General features: G+C 62.0%; 17 protein-coding genes. 14 read left to right on the top strand and 3 right to left on the bottom strand.

All coding sequences use genetic code 11. The features are described 5' to 3' along the window. Nucleotides 1-4: 4 nt before the first annotated feature. The 5 genes from EQV97_RS04140 to EQV97_RS04120 all read left to right on the top strand — a co-directional run bounded on the left by EQV97_RS04140 (nt 5) and on the right by EQV97_RS04120 (nt 6,990). Nucleotides 5-1,192, top strand: coding sequence for an acyl-CoA dehydrogenase family protein (locus EQV97_RS04140; RefSeq protein WP_122839831.1), 1,188 nt, complete (start codon nt 5-7; stop codon nt 1,190-1,192). A gap of 84 nt (nt 1,193-1,276) precedes the next feature. Continuing rightward, a complete protein-coding gene (locus tag EQV97_RS04135) occupies nt 1,277-2,299 on the top strand; it encodes a ferredoxin--NADP reductase (RefSeq protein WP_122839832.1) in 1,023 nt (340 codons plus the stop codon). A 31-nt stretch (nt 2,300-2,330) separates the two neighbouring features. Then, the gene (locus EQV97_RS04130) at nt 2,331-3,947 is read left to right on the top strand and encodes a FadD3 family acyl-CoA ligase (RefSeq protein ID WP_240888476.1); all 1,617 of its coding nucleotides are present in this window, start codon (nt 2,331-2,333) and stop codon (nt 3,945-3,947) included. A gap of 94 nt (nt 3,948-4,041) precedes the next feature. Next, nucleotides 4,042-5,688, top strand: coding sequence for a DUF1302 family protein (locus EQV97_RS04125; protein ID WP_225569754.1), 1,647 nt, complete (start codon nt 4,042-4,044; stop codon nt 5,686-5,688). A 72-nt stretch (nt 5,689-5,760) separates the two neighbouring features. Beyond that, nucleotides 5,761-6,990, top strand: coding sequence for an NADH:flavin oxidoreductase (locus EQV97_RS04120; RefSeq protein WP_122839835.1), 1,230 nt, complete (start codon nt 5,761-5,763; stop codon nt 6,988-6,990). A 90-nt stretch (nt 6,991-7,080) separates the two neighbouring features. Here the strand turns inward: EQV97_RS04120 and EQV97_RS04115 are convergent, their stop codons facing one another. Beyond that, entirely contained in the window at nt 7,081-7,914 is an 834-nt protein-coding gene (locus EQV97_RS04115) for an alpha/beta hydrolase (protein WP_122839836.1), read from the bottom strand. Nucleotides 7,915-8,189: 275 nt separating this feature from the next. Here EQV97_RS04115 and EQV97_RS04110 point away from each other — a divergent pair, with 275 nt between their 5' ends. Genes EQV97_RS04110 through EQV97_RS04100 form a run of 3 tightly spaced genes read left to right on the top strand, consistent with a single transcriptional unit; the run spans nt 8,190 to nt 10,347 of the window. Further along, nucleotides 8,190-8,924, top strand: a complete 735-nt coding sequence (locus EQV97_RS04110; RefSeq protein ID WP_045058521.1) for a 3-oxoacyl-ACP reductase family protein — start codon at nt 8,190-8,192, stop codon at nt 8,922-8,924. A 14-nt stretch (nt 8,925-8,938) separates the two neighbouring features. Next, nucleotides 8,939-9,712 (top strand): SDR family NAD(P)-dependent oxidoreductase, encoded by a 774-nt coding sequence (locus tag EQV97_RS04105; protein WP_122839837.1) that lies wholly within the window; start codon nt 8,939-8,941, stop codon nt 9,710-9,712. Then, a complete protein-coding gene (locus EQV97_RS04100) occupies nt 9,712-10,347 on the top strand; it encodes a nuclear transport factor 2 family protein (RefSeq protein WP_240888475.1) in 636 nt (211 codons plus the stop codon). Before EQV97_RS04105 ends, EQV97_RS04100 begins: the two co-directional genes overlap by 1 nt. Nucleotides 10,348-10,460: 113 nt before the next feature. Here EQV97_RS04100 and EQV97_RS04095 read toward each other — a convergent pair whose 3' ends face one another. Further along, nucleotides 10,461-11,654, bottom strand: a complete 1,194-nt coding sequence (locus EQV97_RS04095; RefSeq protein ID WP_225569751.1) for an acyl-CoA dehydrogenase family protein — start codon at nt 11,652-11,654, stop codon at nt 10,461-10,463. Further along, on the bottom strand, nt 11,651-12,823 hold the full coding sequence (locus tag EQV97_RS04090) for an acyl-CoA dehydrogenase family protein (protein ID WP_240888474.1): 1,173 nt from the start codon (nt 12,821-12,823) through the stop codon (nt 11,651-11,653). Before EQV97_RS04090 ends, EQV97_RS04095 begins: the two co-directional genes overlap by 4 nt. 199 nt (nt 12,824-13,022) lie before the next feature. On the opposite strand from EQV97_RS04090, the gene EQV97_RS04085 reads away from it, so the two are divergent. Genes EQV97_RS04085 through EQV97_RS04060 form a run of 6 tightly spaced genes read left to right on the top strand, consistent with a single transcriptional unit; the run spans nt 13,023 to nt 18,393 of the window. After that, nucleotides 13,023-13,913 (top strand): VOC family protein, encoded by an 891-nt coding sequence (locus EQV97_RS04085; RefSeq protein ID WP_122839841.1) that lies wholly within the window; start codon nt 13,023-13,025, stop codon nt 13,911-13,913. Between the two features lie 12 nt (nt 13,914-13,925). Next, complete coding sequence (locus EQV97_RS04080; RefSeq protein ID WP_240888473.1) at nt 13,926-14,801, top strand: CoA-transferase; 876 nt, start codon at nt 13,926-13,928, stop codon at nt 14,799-14,801. Nucleotides 14,802-14,813: 12 nt separating this feature from the next. After that, nucleotides 14,814-15,611: a ketoacid CoA transferase gene (locus EQV97_RS04075; protein WP_045058514.1), complete on the top strand. Its 798-nt coding sequence runs from the start codon at nt 14,814-14,816 to the stop codon at nt 15,609-15,611. 15 nt (nt 15,612-15,626) lie between these two features. Further along, nucleotides 15,627-16,535 (top strand): enoyl-CoA hydratase, encoded by a 909-nt coding sequence (locus EQV97_RS04070; RefSeq protein ID WP_045058513.1) that lies wholly within the window; start codon nt 15,627-15,629, stop codon nt 16,533-16,535. Further along, nucleotides 16,532-17,644: a nitronate monooxygenase gene (locus EQV97_RS04065; protein WP_225569748.1), complete on the top strand. Its 1,113-nt coding sequence runs from the start codon at nt 16,532-16,534 to the stop codon at nt 17,642-17,644. Before EQV97_RS04070 ends, EQV97_RS04065 begins: the two co-directional genes overlap by 4 nt. Beyond that, a complete protein-coding gene (locus EQV97_RS04060; protein ID WP_122839845.1) occupies nt 17,641-18,393 on the top strand; it encodes an enoyl-CoA hydratase family protein in 753 nt (250 codons plus the stop codon). Before EQV97_RS04065 ends, EQV97_RS04060 begins: the two co-directional genes overlap by 4 nt. Nucleotides 18,394-18,398: the final 5 nt, after the last annotated feature.

Here is an 18,398-nt window from a genome sequence, read left to right as displayed (position 1 = left end):
AGTGATGCACAGCATGCGAGAAAAGACCCAGGACGAACGAGATCTGATTGAGCGTGCGCGCAGCCTTGTGCCCGCCCTCAAGGCGCGCACGGCGCAGGCCGACAAGGACTTGAAAGTACCGGTGGAGACCGTGCTCGAGTTGCAGTCCACCGGACTGCTACGGGCCATGCAGCCACGGGCGTTTGGTGGATATGAAGTGGACCCGCGCACCTTCTTCGAAATCCAGACCATCCTTGCCGAAGGCTGCATGTCCACTGCCTGGATATATGGCGTAATGGGGGTTCACCCATGGCAACTGGCCCGTTACCCGATTGAAACCCAGCGCGAAGTCTGGGCGGATGACCACAATGCATTGATCTGCTCGACCTACATGCCAGCGGCCAGGGTCACGGTGGTCGAGGGCGGTTACCGCATCAGCGGGCGCTGGGGGTTCTCCAGCGGCAGTGAGCACTGCCAATGGGTGTTTCTGGGCGGAATACTGCCGCCCGATGGCGAGCAGGCGGCCGAGCACGGCACCTTCCTGTTGCCACGCAAGGACTACCAGATTGAACGCAATTGGGACGTCATGGGCCTGCGCGGCACCGGTAGCCATGACATCACGGTCGAGGATGTATTCGTCCCCGCCCATCGCGTGCAGCGCACCAATAACTGGACGCTCGATGCAACGCCCGGGCGCCAGGTCAACACCAACCCGATCTACGCGATCCCGTTTGCCCAGGTGTTCTCTCGCGCCGTCTCCACATCGGCCATTGGCGCCCTGCAGGGTGCGATCAACGAGTTCCGTGACAATGCCGCCAAACATATCGGCAAGCACGGTGCCCGTACCGCAGACGATCCTGTGGCGCAAACCGCCGTTGCCGAAGCGATGATCACCGTTGACAGCCTGCGCCTGGTGCTGGAACGCAACTACGAGCACCTCATGAGCCTGGCCCGCGCCGGCGAATACCCGGATACCGAAACCCGGCTGTTGTATCGCTACCAGTCGGCCTACGTGACCAATATTTGCGCTGAACGGGCCAACGACCTGCTGCGCAGCATGGCCGCTTCAGGCTTGTACAACACCAACCCGGTGGCGCGACTGTTCCGCGACCTGCACCAGGCGCGTGGACACATTGCCAACAATTATATGGCTTACGGGCGCAGTTACGGCGCGGTGATGCTGGGCTTGCCCAATCCGGACCCTTACGTCTGAGGCCGTGGCCGTGGCACCCGTTTTGACTCCCTGGGTCTACACCTGCCCGTGATACTTGGGCAGGTGGTCATGAGTAGCTGATCTATGAACAATTATCTTGCCCTGCGTGTGGCACGAGTGATCGAGGAAACCGCCGATGCGCGCTCCTTGGTTTTCGACGTGCCGGAGCATCTGGGTGAACGCTTCCACTATCAACCCGGCCAGTTCCTGACCTTGCGAGTGCCCTTCGAGGACGGTTGGCTGCCCCGTTGCTACTCATTGTCGAGCACGCCATTGCTGGATGAGCCCTTGCGGGTAACGGTGAAGCGTGTGCACGAGGGCCGCGCTTCGAACTGGCTGTGCAGCGAGTTGCAGGCCGGCCAAACCCTGGAGGTACTGCCACCTGCCGGGGTATTTGTGCCGCGTAGCCTCGACGGCGATTTACTGCTGTTCGGCGGCGGCAGTGGCGTGACCCCGGTGCTGTCGATCCTGCGTTCGGCGTTGCTCGCCGGAACCGGCCGGGTCCTGCTGATCTACGCCAACCGCGATGAGTCCTCAGTGATTTTCCGCGATGAACTCCGGCACCTGGCCAGCGCCCACCCGCAACGCTTGCAAATCGTCCACTGGCTCGATTCGGTCCAGGGCATCCCAAGCGTCGGACAGCTGGCCGAACTGGCGCGGCCCTTTATCGATGCCCAGGCGTTCATTTGTGGACCGGGCCCGTTCATGGACGCCGCCGTCAATGCGTTAAGGGATCTGGGCATGCCGGAGCGACGAGTGCATGTCGAGCGGTTCGTGTCGCTGCCCGGCGAAGGCGAGCTGCCACAGGTGGCAAGCATCGAGGCTGCCGTGGCCGCCCAACTCGCCGTGCGCCTGGATGGCGAAGACCACCACTTGGCCTGCGACACCGGCGAGACGTTGCTGGCTGCGATGGAACGTGCCGGTCTCAAGCCTCCCAGCGCCTGCCGCGTCGGTGGCTGCGCTTCATGCATGTGCACGCTGGTAAGCGGCGATGTCGAGCTGCTGCATAACGATGCCCTGGATGCGGGTGACCTGGCCGAAGGCTGGATTCTTGCCTGTCAGGCAGTGCCCACCAGCGCGCAATTGCGTATCCGCTTTCCAGAGTGATGCCCCCAATGATGCCAAGCCCGAGCCCACGATGAATCAGAGCCTGAATCTTGCCGCGCCCCTGAGCGCCGCCCCCGTCAACTTTGCCCAGTTAGTCTTCAGTAGCGCCGAACGTCACGCCGGTCGCACTGCCATTGAGGACAACGGCCACTGCATCGACTACGCCCAACTGCCCGAGCGCGTCATGAGCTTTGCCCGGGGATTGATGGCTGTGGGTATCCAGCCTGGTGACAGGGTCGGTATCTGGGCCCCGAACAGCGGTGACTGGATCCTCGCCGCGCTGGGCATTCAGTGTGCAGGTGCGGTGCTGGTGCCGATTAACACGCGCATGAAGGGGCTTGAGGCCGCCGATGTGCTGGAACGCAGCGGCTGCCGGCTGTTGTTTGTCCAGCAGCAATTTCTCGATGTGGATTATCCGGCGCTCCTCGCACCCCATCGACCGGCCACCCTCCAGCATCTGGTGATACTCGATGGCGATACACCCGAATCGCCTGCGGACCTGACGCTTCAACAGTTTCTGTGTGGTGCGGTAACCGTCGATGCCGACAGCGCCAGGCAACGTGCATTAGCGGTCGACCCCCAGGCCATGTGCGACCTGTTGTTCACGTCCGGCACCACCGGCAAACCCAAAGGTGTGATGAGCGGGCATGGCCAGAACCTGCGGGCTTTTACCGAATACGTCAAGGTCATCGGCCTGGTGCCGGGTGATCGTTACCTGATCGTAAACCCGTTCTTTCATGCCTTTGGCTATAAAGCCGGCTGGCTGACTTGCCTGATTGGCGGAGCGACCATCCTGCCCCATGCGGTGTTTGACGCCGAACAAGTGTTCCAGCGCATCGCCCGTGAGCGCATCAGCGTCTTGCCCGGCGCGCCGACCCTGTACCTCTCGCTGCTAGCGCATCCGCAGCTCAAGCAGACCGACCTGTCGAGCTTGCGCATCGCGGTGACCGGTTCAGCGAGTATTCCGCCGAGCCTGATAGAACGCATGCGCAACGAGTTGGGGTTTGCCGTGGTGACCACTGCCTACGGCCTGACCGAATGCGGGGGGCTTGCGACTATCTGCGACCCACAAGACTCGGCGCAGGTGATCGCCGGCACCAGCGGACGGCCTATTGCCGGCACTGAGGCAAGTATTCGCGATCCGCATAACCAGGCGCTGGATCCAGGGCAAACCGGTGAGATCTGCCTGCGTGGCTTTCACATCATGCAGGGCTATTTCCAGGACCCCGAAGCGACCCGCGAAGTCATCGACGCCGATGGCTGGCTCCACACCGGCGATGTCGGGCGCCTGGATAAAGCGGGCAACCTGATCATCACCGATCGACTGAAAGACATGTTCATCGTCGGTGGCTTCAACTGCTACCCGGCGGAAATCGAAGCGGCATTGATCCGGCATCCGGCGATTGCCCAGGTGGCGGTGATTGGTATTGCCGATGAGCGCATGGGCGAAGTCGGCTGTGCCTGCGTTGTGCTGCGCGAGGGCGCAGAGCTCGACGAGGCACAACTGATTGCCTGGAGTCGTGAGCAAATGGCCAATTACAAGGTGCCGCGCCAGGTGCGTTTTTTCCGCGCCTTGCCGCTCAATCCGTCGAGCAAGGTTGTGAAGAGCGAACTGCGCGCGATGGTGGTCAATGGCGTGCTGGCGTAACAAACGCTCATCTCACCAAACGGACGATGTGCGCGAAAGTGGTTTTTTTCATGCTGTGGGGACACAAGCCAGAACAACAAAAAAGGAGATGAGCATGTTTACCCGAAACCTTGTTGCGCGCCGTCCGGGGAGAATGATCGATGGACGCTGCCTGTTGGCGACAGCCATCACGGTGGCCAGTGCCACGGCCAGCGCCGCGCCGACCATCGAATTGGGGGAAAACACCACCCTCGATTCGTCGCTGACGGTCAACTACACCGCCTCCATGCGTACCGCCAAGCAGGCCAGTCAATACCTCAATGACCCGAACAACGACGACGGCACGCGAAATTTCAAGCGCGGCTCATTGATCAATAACCGCCTGAGTCTGTTCGGCGAACTGCAACTCAAACATGACAACCTCGGTGCGGTAGTGCGCGGGAGTCAGTTCTATGACGATGTCTACAACCAGAAAAACGCTAACGACTCGGCGCAGACGGTGAACAAGACCGGACACAACGATGGCTTCAGTGACGAAACCCGCCGGCTGAGCGGCAGTACCGCGCGGCTGCTCGATGCCTATGTGTATGGCAACTTCGACGTCGGCGAGACCCAGTATCTGTCGCTCAAGGCCGGGCGGCACCTGGTGGCATGGGGCGAGAGCCTGTTCTGGGCCAACATCAGCCAGGGGCAGGCCCCGGTTGATGCCACCAAATTCAATGTGCCGGGTACCGAGGCCAAGGACTCGTACCTGCCGGTGGGGCAGGTGTCCGGGTCGTGGTCGCTGAACGAAGACCTGGCGCTGGTCGGCTATTACCAGTACGAATGGGAAAAAACCCAGCTCAACCCTGTGGGCGATTATTTCGGCAGCGACACCTTCGGACCCGGTGCCGAGTTCTATCGTCTGGGCGCTGGGGTAGTCGACAGCCTGCCAAACGGCCTGGCGGTCGGTTATGCCGGTGAAAAAGACGCCAGAGACAGCGGCCAATGGGGGGTAGGGGTACGCTACCGAATCACCGAAAACACCGAAGTGGGGCTGTTCCACTACCGCTATCACGAGCGGGTAGGCTCATTATTCTTCGACTTTACGGGTAACACCCAATATTCGTCGCTCAAGGGCATCGGTCATGATTCAAGCGCACCGACCTATCGCCTGGGTTACTTCGAAGACGTAGAACTGACCGGGATCAGCTTCAGCTCCAAGGTCGGCGACTCGGTGCAGTACGCCGGTGACCTGAGCTACCGTGATGGTGCCTCGGTCTACCTCAACAACGGTGCGCCGACTACCGGGCAGATCTGGCAGGGCAACCTCAACGCCTCGTACATCCTCGGCCCAAGCATGCTGGCCCAACAGACCACCGTGATGGGCGAGGTGGTGCATCAACACATCGACGGGGTGGACAGCCTGACCATCACCGGCGGCGGAACTGGCGTTGACGGCACATTTGACCAGTTCGAGTCGCAGACCCAGACCCGTGGCTCGACCCTGCTGGGCGTGGGCGTCTACATGGACTACCCGTCCATCGCCAACGGCCTGGACCTGAGCACCAAGGTGGTATGGACACAGAACCTCGACGGTAGCGCCTACCAGGGCCTGGGGCGCGACGAGAAGCGCCTGACTGTGGGGGGAGACTTCAAGTATCTGGGTAACTTCCAGGTCGGCATGACCTATATCGCCTACTTGAGTTCTCCGGATGTCGCCCAGGGGCGGTTGCTGGCTGACCGGGATTACCTGTCGTTGAACGCCAAATACACCTTCTGAAGATCATCGCTGCGTCGCGACGTGGCGACGCAGCGCTTCGTTTCTAGCCTGATAAAAATAAAGAGGCCTGCCATGAACCCTCCTTCAATCCCATCTGCGTTCAGCCCCGTCAAGATCGGACCGTTGATCCTGAAAAACCGGTTTATCAAGGCCGCCACCAATGAGGGCATGAGCGCCCAGGGTGTGCCTTCCAAACAACTGGTCAAGCTGCACTCGTCCCTCGCCGCTGGCGGAATCGCCCTGACCACCGTGGCTTACTGCGCAGTGAGCACTGATGGCCGCACCTTGCCCAACCAGTTGATCCTCGCTCAATCCAGCGTGCCGCACTTCAAGGCCCTGACCGACGCCGTGCACCAGTCCGGTGGCCTGGCCAGCGCGCAGATCACCCATGGTGGCTGCTTCACCTTTATTCGCGAGCGCTCAACCAAACGTCCGCTTTCAGCCAGCGGAGGCTTCAACAAGATAGGCCTGATGAGTGGCATGTTCCTCAAGCAGGCGATGAACGAAGCCGATATGCAGCAAGTGGTGCACGATTTCGTCCAAGGCGCGCGGCTGGCGCGCCAGGCAGGTTTTGACGCAGTGGAAATCCACATGGGTCATGGCTACTTGTTGAGCCAGTTCATTTCGCCAATGTACAACAAGCGCCGCGACCAGTACGGCGGCAGTCTGGAAAACCGCCTGCGCTTTCCGCGACGGGTGCTGCGCGCGGTGCTCGATGCGGTCGGCCAGGAGATGGCGGTGATCTGCAAATACAGCATCACCGAAGGCGTGCGCGCCGGTAACAGTGCCGAAGACGGAGCCCGGATCGCCCGCATGCTGGAGGATGAAGGCGCGCACTTGCTGGTGCTCAGCGCCGGGATGAACGCGGAATCGATCACCACCATGTTTGGCTCTTCCTTTCCCAAGGAAAACCGCGTGCAGCAGAAAAACAAGATCATCGCCCTGGCCATGGCCATTCAGCGCCGTAAAGAGCCGACGGTAGAGTTCCGCGAACTGTATCTGTTGGAACACGCGCGCAAAGTACGCGCGGCGGTCAAGATGCCCCTGGCTTACCTGGGCGGAGCCAAGAGCCTGTCGAGCATTGAACAGGTCATGGCCGAGGGCTTTGACCTGGTCGCCATGGGGCGGGTGTTGCTGGCTGAGCAAGACTACGTCAATAAACTCGCCAGCGGCGTCAGTCGCGATTCGATTTGCACGGCCTGCAACCGCTGCGTGGCAATGATGTACACCCCCGGCGGCACGTCCTGCGTACTGGGCAAGCCCGGCGACGCCGAGTTGAACCGTCAGCCAGCAGCGGGGTAACGGCTATACGTCAAGGCCTGGCTCCGGGGGAACGAGGCTTGCCGGAGAAGACAGATTACGCGGTGCAGCACGTACACCGCGCCGCCCGGATCAACCGTGTTGCAGGAAGTCGATGCAGCTGCGGTTGAACAATTCCCGGTGTTCCACCTGGACCCAATGCCCGCAACGGTTGAGCACGATAAACCGGGCATTGGCCGCACCGTCAATGATGCGCTGGGCACCACTGACAGGGTTGAAGTGATCGTTGGTACCCCAGAAGCCCAGGATCGGGCATTGGATCTCACCCAGGCGCGCCTGCATGTTCGGAACCATCATGGTGCTGAACAGGTTTTTGGGCTGGGTCACTGCCACCGCTACGCGTTCCTGTAGCAGGCTTTCCGGCAGAATCGAATCGTCGAACAGCTGCAGGCGCATCATGCTGCGCATCTCTTCCATTCCGATGGGGCCAGCGCTGAACAGGCTGACCATGCGTACGATGCCTTCCATCTTGAAGTAGGTCTCGCGTTCTTCGACACCGCCCGGAGCCAGCAGGATCAGGCTCTGTGGCAGTTGCGGCAGGCGCAGGGCCAGGCCAAGGGCGATCGCGCCCCCCAACGAATTACCCAGCAGCGTGCAACGCCGCACGCCGATGCACTCCAGGAACGCGGCCACGCAGTCGACGAAAAAATCGAGGTTGTACTGGACGTCCTCGGGCTTGTCCGATCGGCCGAAACCCGGGAGGTCAAGTACGATGTTGCGATAGCCCGCGGCTGCCAATTGCGGGTAGTTGCCTTTGAAGTTGCTGAAGCCACTGGCGCCCGGCCCGCTGCCGTGCAGCCACAGCACCACGGGGCCTGCGCCCTCATCCAGATAGTGCAGACACAGGCCGTTTGGCAGGTTTGCGTAATGGCCGACGGGCAGGGGCAAGTCTACGGATTGGTTCATGGGGTTCTCCATTGTCTGCGGATTCATGACGCGCAGCCACGCCAGGCACTGCAGCCGATTGAATGCAGCGAGTTGAAGGGGAACGCGAAGACTGACGTGGTGCGCGCAATGCTAATGCTGGGGGCTGACAGCGCTGCACACATCGTCCGTTCAGACCACTCAGGCGCTAGTCCCATCGGACGATGTGTGCCCAGGCGCTTACCGCTAATCATGCAGGGGACGGCTCCATTGCAAGGGCAGCGGGCCGCAGCGTATTTGCACATTCGGAGATTGCTATGAAGTTACTCAACAAAGTGGCGTTCGTGACCGGTGCCGCCCAGGGCATGGGCCAGGCCATCGTGCGTGGTTTTGTCGCCGAAGGCGCCAAGGTGGTGGCTGTCGACCTCAATCAGGCGGCCCTGGCCGAGAGCCTGGCAGATCTGGGTGACCAGGTACTGGCCCTGGCCTGTAACGTCGGTGACGGTGCGTCTGTGGCGGACGCCATGGGCCAGGCGGAGCAGCACTTTGGCGGCCTCGACATCCTGGTCAACAACGCCGGCGTCGGCGCGCTGGACAGCTTCCTCGATACCCCGGACGAGAGCTGGGCGCGGGTCATTGGGGTCAACCTGGGTGGAACCTTCCTGTGCTGCCGTGAAGGAGCCAGGCTGATGGTCAAGGGTGGCCGCAAGGGCGCAATCATCAACCTCTCCAGCACCGCCGCGCTGACCGGTGACGGCCCAAGCCACTACTGTGCCTCGAAAGCCGGGGTGATGGGCCTGACTCGCTCAATTGCCCGTGAACTGGCAGCCAGTGGCATACGCGTGAACACCCTGGTACCGGGGCCCACCAACACCCCAATGATGGCGGGCATCCCCGATGACTACATGCAGGCGCTGCTGAAAAACGTGCCCCTGGGCCGCATGTGCGAAACCGACGAGATCGCCAGGGTCGCGGTGTTCCTGGCCAGCGAAGACGCCAGCTTCATGACCGGGCAGAACATCGCCGTCAACGGTGGCATGGCCTTTATCTAATCAGGGAGACACTCATGAGCAAGCGTTTACAAGGAAAAATCGCCTTCGTTACCGGCGCCGGTTCCGGCATTGGCGAAGCCACCGCGCTGCGATTCGCCGAAGAGGGCGCCACTGTGGTGTTGTGCGGTCGTCGCATCGAACCGTTGCAAGGTGTGCAGGAGAAAATCCGGGCCCAGGGTGGGCAGGCCGACATCGCCGTGGCCGATGTCAGCGATGAGCAGGCCTATGTCGACGCGCTTCAAGCGACTGCACAACGGCACGGGCGTCTGGACATTCTGGTCAACAACGCCATGGCTTACACGTGGGGTGGTATCGACACAATGACCACCGCAGACTGGCATGCCAACTTTGCGACCACCGTGGACGGCACCTTCTGGGGTACCCGTACCGCGATGCAGTTGATGAAAGAGCAGGGTGGTGGTTCGATCGTCAATATCGCGTCTATCTGCGGCCTGTTCGGCACCGCCTGGATGGCCGGCTACTCCGCGGCCAAGGCGGCGGTCATCAACTTCAGCCGTGCGGCGGCCAGCGAAGGCGCACCGCACAACATTCGCTGCAACGTGATCATCCCGGGCGTGGTCGATACCCCGGCCACAGCCGGCATGCTGGGTGACGCCAAGACCCGTACCAACACTGAAAAAGTGATCCCGATGAAACGGGTCGGCCTGCCGGTGGAGCTGGCCAACGCGATTCTGTTTCTGGCCAGCGACGAGGCTTCGTACGTCACCGGCGCCAGCCTGGCGGTCGACGGCGGGCGCGGTTCGGATCTGTACACGGTGCTCGACTGATGAGCCAGGACTCGAGCGCATTGCTTGCGCGCATCGATCGACTGGAGTCGCTGGACGCGATTCGTCAACTGGCCGGCAAATATGCCCTGGCGCTGGACATGCGTGATATGGATGCCATGGCCAACTGCTTCGCCCCGGACGTGCGCGTGGGGCGCGACAAGAGCGGCCGGGCGCACCTGAAGGTGTGGCTGGATGAAACCATGCGCAAGCAATTTCACGGCACTTCACATCATTTGGGCCAACACATCATTGAGTTCAGCGATGCCGACCACGCCACCGGTGTGGTGTATTCGAAGAACGAACATGAGACCGGTCCCGAGTGGGTCATCATGCAGATGCTGTACTGGGACGACTATGAGCGAATCGACGGGCGCTGGTGCTTCCGTCGCCGCTTGCCATGCTACTGGTATGCGACCGACCTGAACAAACCACCCATCGGCGGTTTGAAAATGCGCTGGCCAGGGCGCGAACCGTACGCCGGCTCCTTCCACGAACTTTTCCCTTCCTGGGATGATTTCTGGAGACAGCGCCCGGACAAGGACGCCTTGCCGCAGATCGCCGAGCCGGCACCTCTGGAAGGCTTTCTCAAAGCGCTGCGTCGCGGGGCCGATGACCCCAGGATTCGTGTGCGCTGAAGGGCCGATCGTTCCCGAGCAGGGAGCGTTACCAGTGAAATCAGAAGGGGGAGCTTGCTCCCCCTTGCTGTGTCTGCATCTCACGCAAGCATCAATCTTTTCAGGCGCTGTTGTTAATGAGGGCCTCGTGGTTCACGTGGCATGCCCAATGCCCTTTCGGCAATCACGTTGCGCTGAATCTCATTGCTGCCGCCATAGATGGTGTCGGAGCGGGTAAACAGGAACAGCGACTGCAGGCGACTGAGCTGGTAAGGCGCGCCGTCGAGGATTTCCCCGTCATCGCCCAGTACGTCCATCGCCAGTTTGCCCAGGTCGCTGTGCCAGGTGGACCAGGCCAGTTTGTAGATCATCGCTTCGCGACTGAGGCTACCGTCTTGAGGGCCTGAGAGCATGCGCAAAGAGTTGTAGCGCAATACCTTGAGCCCGCTCCAGGCCTGGGCGATGCGCTGGCGCAGCAGCGGGTCGCGTGCGGCGCCGTTGGCGCGGGCGATGCGGATGATCTCATCGAGTTCGTTGTGAAACTGCATCTGCTGACCCAGTGTGGATACGCCGCGCTCAAAACCCAGGAGCGCCATGGCGATCTTCCAGCCATCGCCTGGTTGTCCGATCAGGTTATCGGCACTGGTGATGGCCTGGTCGAAGAACACCTCGTTGAATTCACTCGTGCCGGTCAGTTGCTGGATCGGTTGTACGCGGATGCTGTCCTGGGCCATCGGCACCAACAGGAATGACAAGCCGTGATGCCCTTGGCTGCCGGCCTCGGTGCGCGCCAGCACGAAACACCAATCGGCTTCGTGGGCCAGGGAGGTCCAGACCTTCTGCCCGCTGATCAGCCAGTGTTCACCCGTGGCATCCAGTTTCGCCCGGGTCTGTACGTTGGCAAGGTCCGAACCGGCTCCGGGTTCCGAATAGCCCTGGCACCAGAATTGGCGGCCGTCGAGGATCCCGGGCAGCAAGCGCTTTTGCTGCGCCGGGGTACCGAAGGCGGCGAGTGTCGGGCCGACCAGGCCTTCGCCGATATGACCCATGCGCCCGGGGCCACCGGCGCGGGCATACTCCTCATGGAAGATCACCTGCTGGCTGATGGAAAGTCCTCGTCCGCCGTGCTCCCTGGCCCAGCCGACGCCTATCCAGGCACCTGCGGCAAGCCGGCGCTCCCAGGCCTTGCGCTCCTCAGGAAAGCTGTGTTCATCCCCCGGACCGCCGCGAAAGCGCAGTGGGGCAAATTCCCCGCTCAGGTGCTCGGCCAGCCACCGGGAAACTTCTTCACGGAACATTTCGTCTGCACGACTGAATCCGATTTTCATGGTTGTTCTCCCAACAGGTGCGTGGCCAGGCGCTCGCGGTGCAACGACGGGCTGCCTAGCAGGTGCTCGCTGGCGCGGGCTCGTTTGAAATACAGGTGTGGGTCGTATTCCCAGGTGAACCCGACGCCGCCATGCAGCTGGATCGACTCGGCGGCGCAGTTGAAAAACGCCTCGCTGGCATGGATTTTTGCCGTGGCGGCGGCCTGCTCAAGCTCCTGGGCCACGGCGGCATCGCCTTGGGGGGCCAGGCATTCCTGGGCCACGCAGGCGGCATAGTAGGCCGCCGACCGGGCGCACTCGACTTGCAGCATCATGTCGGCACAGCGGTGCTTGATTGCCTGAAAGCTGGCGATAGTGCGCTTGAATTGCCGGCGTTCAGCAATGTAGGCCAGGGTCAGGTCCAGGGCCTGCTGCGCGCCCCCGGTTTGTTCGGCGGCAAGGCCGGCAGTGGCAATCAGCAGGGTGCTACGCAGCACCGCCCAGCCTTGGTCTGGACCGCAAAGTTGTTGTGACTCGCTGACCTGCACCTGATGCAGTTCAATGCGGGCAAGGCGACGGGTCTGGTCCAGGGTTGCCAGGGGGGTACGTACGACGCCAGGCGTGTTGCCAGGCAAGACGAACAGGCTGATGCCTCGTTCGCCCTGAGTGCCGGGGGCGCGAGCGGCGACGATCAGCAGGTCGGCGCAGGCGCCGTCGATGACCTGTGCGTAGTGGCCGTCAAGGGTCCAACCTCCAGGGCGCGTTGCGGCCACGGCTTGCACACTGCCAGGCTCCAGTCCCGGAAGGCTGGCGAAGGCCAGGGTGGCACGTGTTTCACCGGCGGCAATCGCCCCCAGCCAGTGCTCCTTTACGGGTTCGTTGTGCCCCAGCAGCAGTGCCGGGGTGGCCAGGCAGGCAGTGGCGAACAGCGGCGAACCCAGCAGATAGCGACCACTTTGTTCCAGCAGAATCGCCAGCTCTACAAAACCCAGGCCCATGCCGCCAAAGCGCTCCGGCACCATCAGCGCCGGCCAGTACAGTTCCTGGCCGATCCGTTGCCAGACCTCGGGATCATGAGCGTCAGGCCGGCTCATGGCGGCGCGCACGGCATGCGAGTCGCTGGCCTGGGCGAGGAAACGCTCGGCGCTATCGCGAATCATCAGGTGTTCTTCGGTAAAAGCGAACTCCATGGGGCGGTCTCTGCAATGCGAATGGATGCGCGAGTCTGTGGCGTTGAGGGAGGTGTTCGAATCACTAAAACGGACTAGTACTGACCCGCTGCGCATCGTTGTGCCGCGCTCTGCTTAGTCTCAACGGACGATGAAGCCTTGGGCGGCGCTTTGCACAATGCCAACCACGAAAGCCCATTCAGCCAACGAGGACCAAGGCATGATCGACATTCGCGGTTTGAGCTATTTCGTCTCGCAGATCGAAAACCTCAGTCATTGGCAGCGTTACGCCGAAGACGTGCTGGGCATGCAAGTGCAGGCGGCCCCAGGTGGTGGCCTGTACGTGAAGATGGACGAGCGTCCGTTTCGTATGCTGATCGTCGAAGGGAGCGAGGCGCGTTATCTGGCTTCCGGATGGGAGTTGGCCAACGAGTCGGCCTTCAAGTCTGCACTCGAGCACCTGAGCGCCGCCGGCATCGAATGGCAGCCGGGCTCTGCGATCGAAGTCGAGCAGCGCGGTGTACAGGCGCTGATCAAGGTCACCGACCCATCGGGCAACTGTCATGAGCTGAGCTGGGGCCATCGCTCCGATTGCCTGCCGTTTGTGTCGCCCCAAGGGGTGCCGCGGTTCATCACCGGTGACATGGGCCTGGGTCATACGGTCCTGCCAGCACCAAACTTCGACGCCACCCTGGCGTTCGCCAAGGATGTGCTGGGTTTTGAGCTCTCGGATATTTTCAATTTTCGTCCCGACCCATCGGTGCCGGCGGTTCGCATTCACTTTCTGCATTGTCAAAACGCCCGCCACCACAGCCTGGCACTCGCCGAGTACCCGGTGCCGTCAGGTTGCGTGCATGTGATGGTCGAGGTCGATTCGATGACCGAGGTCGGCCGGGCGCACGATCGTCTGCACGCCCATGACGTGTCCCTGTCCGCGACACTCGGTCAGCACCTCAACGATCGCATGACCAGTTTCTACATGAAGACGCCGTCCGGTTTTGATCTGGAGTACGGCTTTGGCGGTTTGCAAGTCGACTGGGCCGAGCATTCGGCGTTCGAGTTCACCCGTGTGAGCATTTGGGGGCACGACTTTTCGGTCGGCCATCAGTAAGGAATGATCCTGATGAACAAACAACTGACAGCGGCCGATGCGGTCGCTCAATTACGCGATGGCATGACCATCGGTTTCGGTGGCTGGGGCCCGCGGCGCAAGCCGATGGCTATCGTGCGCGAGATCCTGCGCTCACCGGTCAAGGATCTCACCGTGGTTGCCTATGGCGGCCCGGAAGTGGGCATGCTGTGCGCTGCCGGCAAGGTCAGGAAGCTGGTGTTCGGCTTCGCTACCCTCGATGCCATTCCGCTGGAACCCTACTACCGCAAAGCTCGCGAAGCTGGCGAGCTGGAACTGATGGAGCTGGACGAAGGTATGTTCCAGTGGGGGCTGCGCGCCGCTGGCATGCGCTTGCCATTCCTGCCGACCCGCTGCGGCCTGGCCACCGACGTCACACGCTTGAATTCGCAGCTCAAAACGATCCAGTCGCCTTATGCCGATGGCGAGGTGTTGCTGGCGATGCCGGCGCTCAACCTCGACGTGGCGTTCCTGCACGTCAATGTCGCCGACCGCTTGGGTAACTGCCTGGTGACAGGTCCGGACCCGTATTTCGATCACCTGTTCGCCCGCGCTGCCAGGCAGTGTTTCGTATCGTGCGAACGCTTGGAAGAGCGCCTGGAGCTGAGCGCCGATCAAGCCCGTTTTAACACCTTTGAACGTTACCTGGTGAGCGGTGTGGTGCATGCACCTCTGGGTGCGCACCCGACGCTGTGCGCCCCTGATTACGGATGGGACCTCAAACACCTCAAGGGTTATGTCGCCAGCAGCCAGGCGGAGAACGGCTGGCACGACTATGTGCAGACCTACATTGCCGGTGGCGAGCTGGCTTATCAGGCACAGAACGGCGGTGCCGACTCCATGGGCGTCTTGCCCCTTCCCGTGTTCTGAGGATTAGCGACCATGTCTGCAACCTGTGATTTTACCCTCGCTGAACTGATGATCGTCGCGGCCTCCGAGGCCTGGCGCGGTAATGGCGAGGTGATTGCCTCTGGCCTGGGCGTGATTCCGCGCCTGGGCGCGAGCCTGGCCAAACTGACTCACAGCCCCGAGCTGCTGATGACCGACAGCGAGGCGTTTCTGGTAGAAGAACCGATCCCGCTGGGCCCACGAGGTGACTACGTGCCACGGTACTCGGGTTACATGTCGTTCGAGCGGGTTTTCGAATGCGTGTGGGGTGGACGCCGCCACGCGATGATCGGGCCGACCCAGATCGACCGCTGGGGCCAGACCAACCTGTCCTGCGTCGGCGACTATCAAAAGCCCAAGACCGCGATCCTCGGCGTGCGCGGCTTGCCAGGTAACAGCATCAACCACCTGAATTCGTTCTTCGTACCCAGTCATAACACCCGGGTGTTCGTCAGCGGCGAAGTCGACATGGTTTCCGGCGTGGGCTTCAAGGCCGAGCGCTGGCCCGAAGGTGCGCGTCGCGACTTGATGGACATCGACTGCGTAGTGAGCGACTTGTGCGTGCTGGATTTCAATGGACCGCAGCGTGCAGTGCAGGTCCGCTCGCTGCACCCCGGCGTGAGTTTCGATCAGGTCCAGGAGAACACCGGCTTCCCGTTGCTCAAGTCGGCGCAGTTGCACGAAACCGTGCATCCCACCCCTGAGCAGTTGGCCGTGATCCGTCGACTCGACCCCCACGATTATCGCGCCACGGCGATCAAGGGCAATCCGCCCGGCATCCGTACGGCCTGAGGCAAGGACACGACCATGCACAGCAGCGACAGTGAATTCATCGTCCGCCAGGACAACGCCGTCTACGAGACGGACACCCCGGTGCTGTACAGCGTGGCCGAGGGCATCGCCACGCTGACGCTGAACCGGCCAACCTTCAACAACGCCCAAAACTCGCAGATGACTTATGCCCTGGATGCCTGCTTCCGCCAGGCGGTGAACGACGACAGCGTCAAGGTCATCGTCCTGCGCGGCAACGGCAAACACTTTTCCGCAGGCCACGATATCGGCTCGCCCGGTCGGGATATCGACAAACCGTTCGAGCGCGCGCACCTGTGGTGGGACCACACCAACAAACCCGGTGGCGAGCAACTGTATGCCCGCGAGCAGGAAGTGTACCTGGGCATGTGCCGGCGCTGGCGCGAACTGCCCAAGCCGACCATCGCCATGGTCCAGGGCGCGTGTGTGGCAGGTGGGTTGATGCTGGCCTGGGTCTGCGATTTGATCGTTGCCAGCGACGACGCATTCTTCCAGGACCCGGTGGTGCGTATGGGCATTCCGGGGGTGGAGTATTTTGCTCACCCCTACGAAATGAATCCGCGTATCGCCAAGGAATTCCTCTTCACCGGTGACCGCATGAGCGCCACCAGGGCCTGGCAGGTGGGCATGGTCAATCGCCTGGTGCCGCGTGAAGAGCTTGAACAGGCGACCTACGCCCTGGCTGCAGGCATCGCCCGCCAGCCACGCATGGGCCTGGCCCTGACCAAACAGGCGGTCAACCACGTTGAAGACCTGCAAGGTAAGCGCACGGCGATGGATGCGGTATTTGCCTGGCACCACTTTGCCCATGCCCATAACGAGTTGCTATCCGGCGACAAGCTGGGCGGCTTCGATGCCAAGGGGATGGCCCGCGCCAACAAGCAGGCCGAGGACGAAAACCAATGAACCGCTGGTTGGAGACACCGCTGACCGAAGCCCTTGGGTGCCGTTACCCGATCGTGCAGACCGCCATGGGCTGGGTCGCGGATGCCAACCTGGTGATCGCCACGACCCAGGCCGGGGGCTTCGGTTTCCTGGCCGGGGCGACCATCCCGGCCGATGAGCTGGAAGGCGAAATCCGCAAGGTGATCGACGCCACCGGCGGCAGCAATTTTGGGCTCAATTTCCATATGTTCCAGGACAACGCTGCGCAGTGTGTCGACCTGGCGATTCAGTACCGCTTGCGTGCCGTGAGCTACGGGCGTGGTCCGGACAAACAGACCATCGCTCGCTTCAAGGCGGCCAAGGTGCTGTGTATTCCCACCGTGGGCGCGCTGAAACATGCGCTCAAGGCCGTGGAACTGGGCGCCGACCTGATCACTGTCCAGGGCGGCGAGGGCGGCGGCCATACCGGCGGCGTACCCAGTTCGATCCTGCTGCCCCAGGTATTGGCGGCCGTCGGGGTGCCGGTCATCGCGGCCGGCGGGTTCGCCACTGGTCGTGGCCTGGCTTCGGTACTGGCTGCCGGTGGAGCGGGAATCGCCATGGGCACACGGTTTCTCATGACCCGCGAATCGCCGACTCCGGCCGCGACACTTGAGCGCTACCTGAAGGTCAAGGATCCGCAGCAGGTGCGTGTGACCACTGCGGTCGATGGCATGCGCCACCGGATGATCGAAAACCGCTTTATCAATCACCTCGAAAAGGCGGGCCCCTTTGGTCGCCTGCGCATCGCCCTGGGCAGTGCGTGGCAGTGGAAGCAGCAAACCGGCATGAGCCTGGCGCACATGGCCTCAGTGTTCGTGCGTGCACTACGCGAAGACCCATCGCAGCTGTCGCAGGTGGTGATGGCTGCCAACCAGCCGGTGCTGTTGCAGCGCTCCATGGTCGATGGCGCACCGGACGAGGGCATTCTGCCCAGTGGCCAGGTCGCCGCTGCAATTGGTGAATTGCTCAGTTGCCGCGAGGTGATCGAAGGCATCGCCGGTGAGGCACAGCACTGCCTGGATACGCTCCTGGCACGCAGCCAGCACCTCCCATCGAATCGTCCCGCCAGTATCGGAGAACACCTGTGACCCAGGCATTTACCACACAACTCAATCAGGGCATCGCTGAACTGGTGATCGCCAAGCCCCCGGTCAACGCCCTCGACAGCCAGGAGTGGCAGGCCCTGGCGCAGCAGATCGAAGCCCTTGGGGCCAATCCCGAAGTGCGGGTGATCGTGATTCGCGCCGAGGGCCGGGGCTTTTGCGCCGGAGTCGACATCAAGGAACTGGACAAGTACCCGGAGCGGATCGTCGAGGTCAATGCCGGTAACTACGCCACCTTCAAGGCCGTGCATCGCAACCCGGTGCCGGTGATTGTCGCGGTTCATGGTTTTGTCCTGGGCGGCGGCATTGGCATCACTGGTGCGGCGGACATTGTTGTCGCCTCCGAATGCGCGACCTTTGCCTTGCCGGAAGTCGACCGCGGTGCCATGGGCGGCGGTGCGCATCTGCAGCGCCTGTTCCCGGTGCAAAAAGTCCGTTACCTGTTTTTCACCGGCGACAGCATCAGCGCCCCCGAAGCCCTGCAATACGGCTTCATCGAGCGAATTGTCAGCAAGGATCAATTACGCGAAACCGCCCTGGGCATTGCGGCAAAAATTGCCGAGAAAAGCCCGGGCATGATCCGCATCGCCAAGGAAGCCTTGAACGGTATCGAGGACGGCAACCTGGAAGACAAATACCGCTGGGAACAGGGCTTCACCATGCAGGCCTATAGCAGCCCGGACTCCGCGGAGACGCGCCGGGCCTTCGTTGAAAAACGCGACGCCAAGTTCTGAGATAA

It is taken from the genome of Pseudomonas sp. TMW22090 (assembly GCF_022496665.1).
Taxonomy (GTDB): domain Bacteria; phylum Pseudomonadota; class Gammaproteobacteria; order Pseudomonadales; family Pseudomonadaceae; genus Aquipseudomonas; species Aquipseudomonas gregormendelii.
This window is presented reverse-complemented; position numbering and strand designations above follow the sequence as displayed.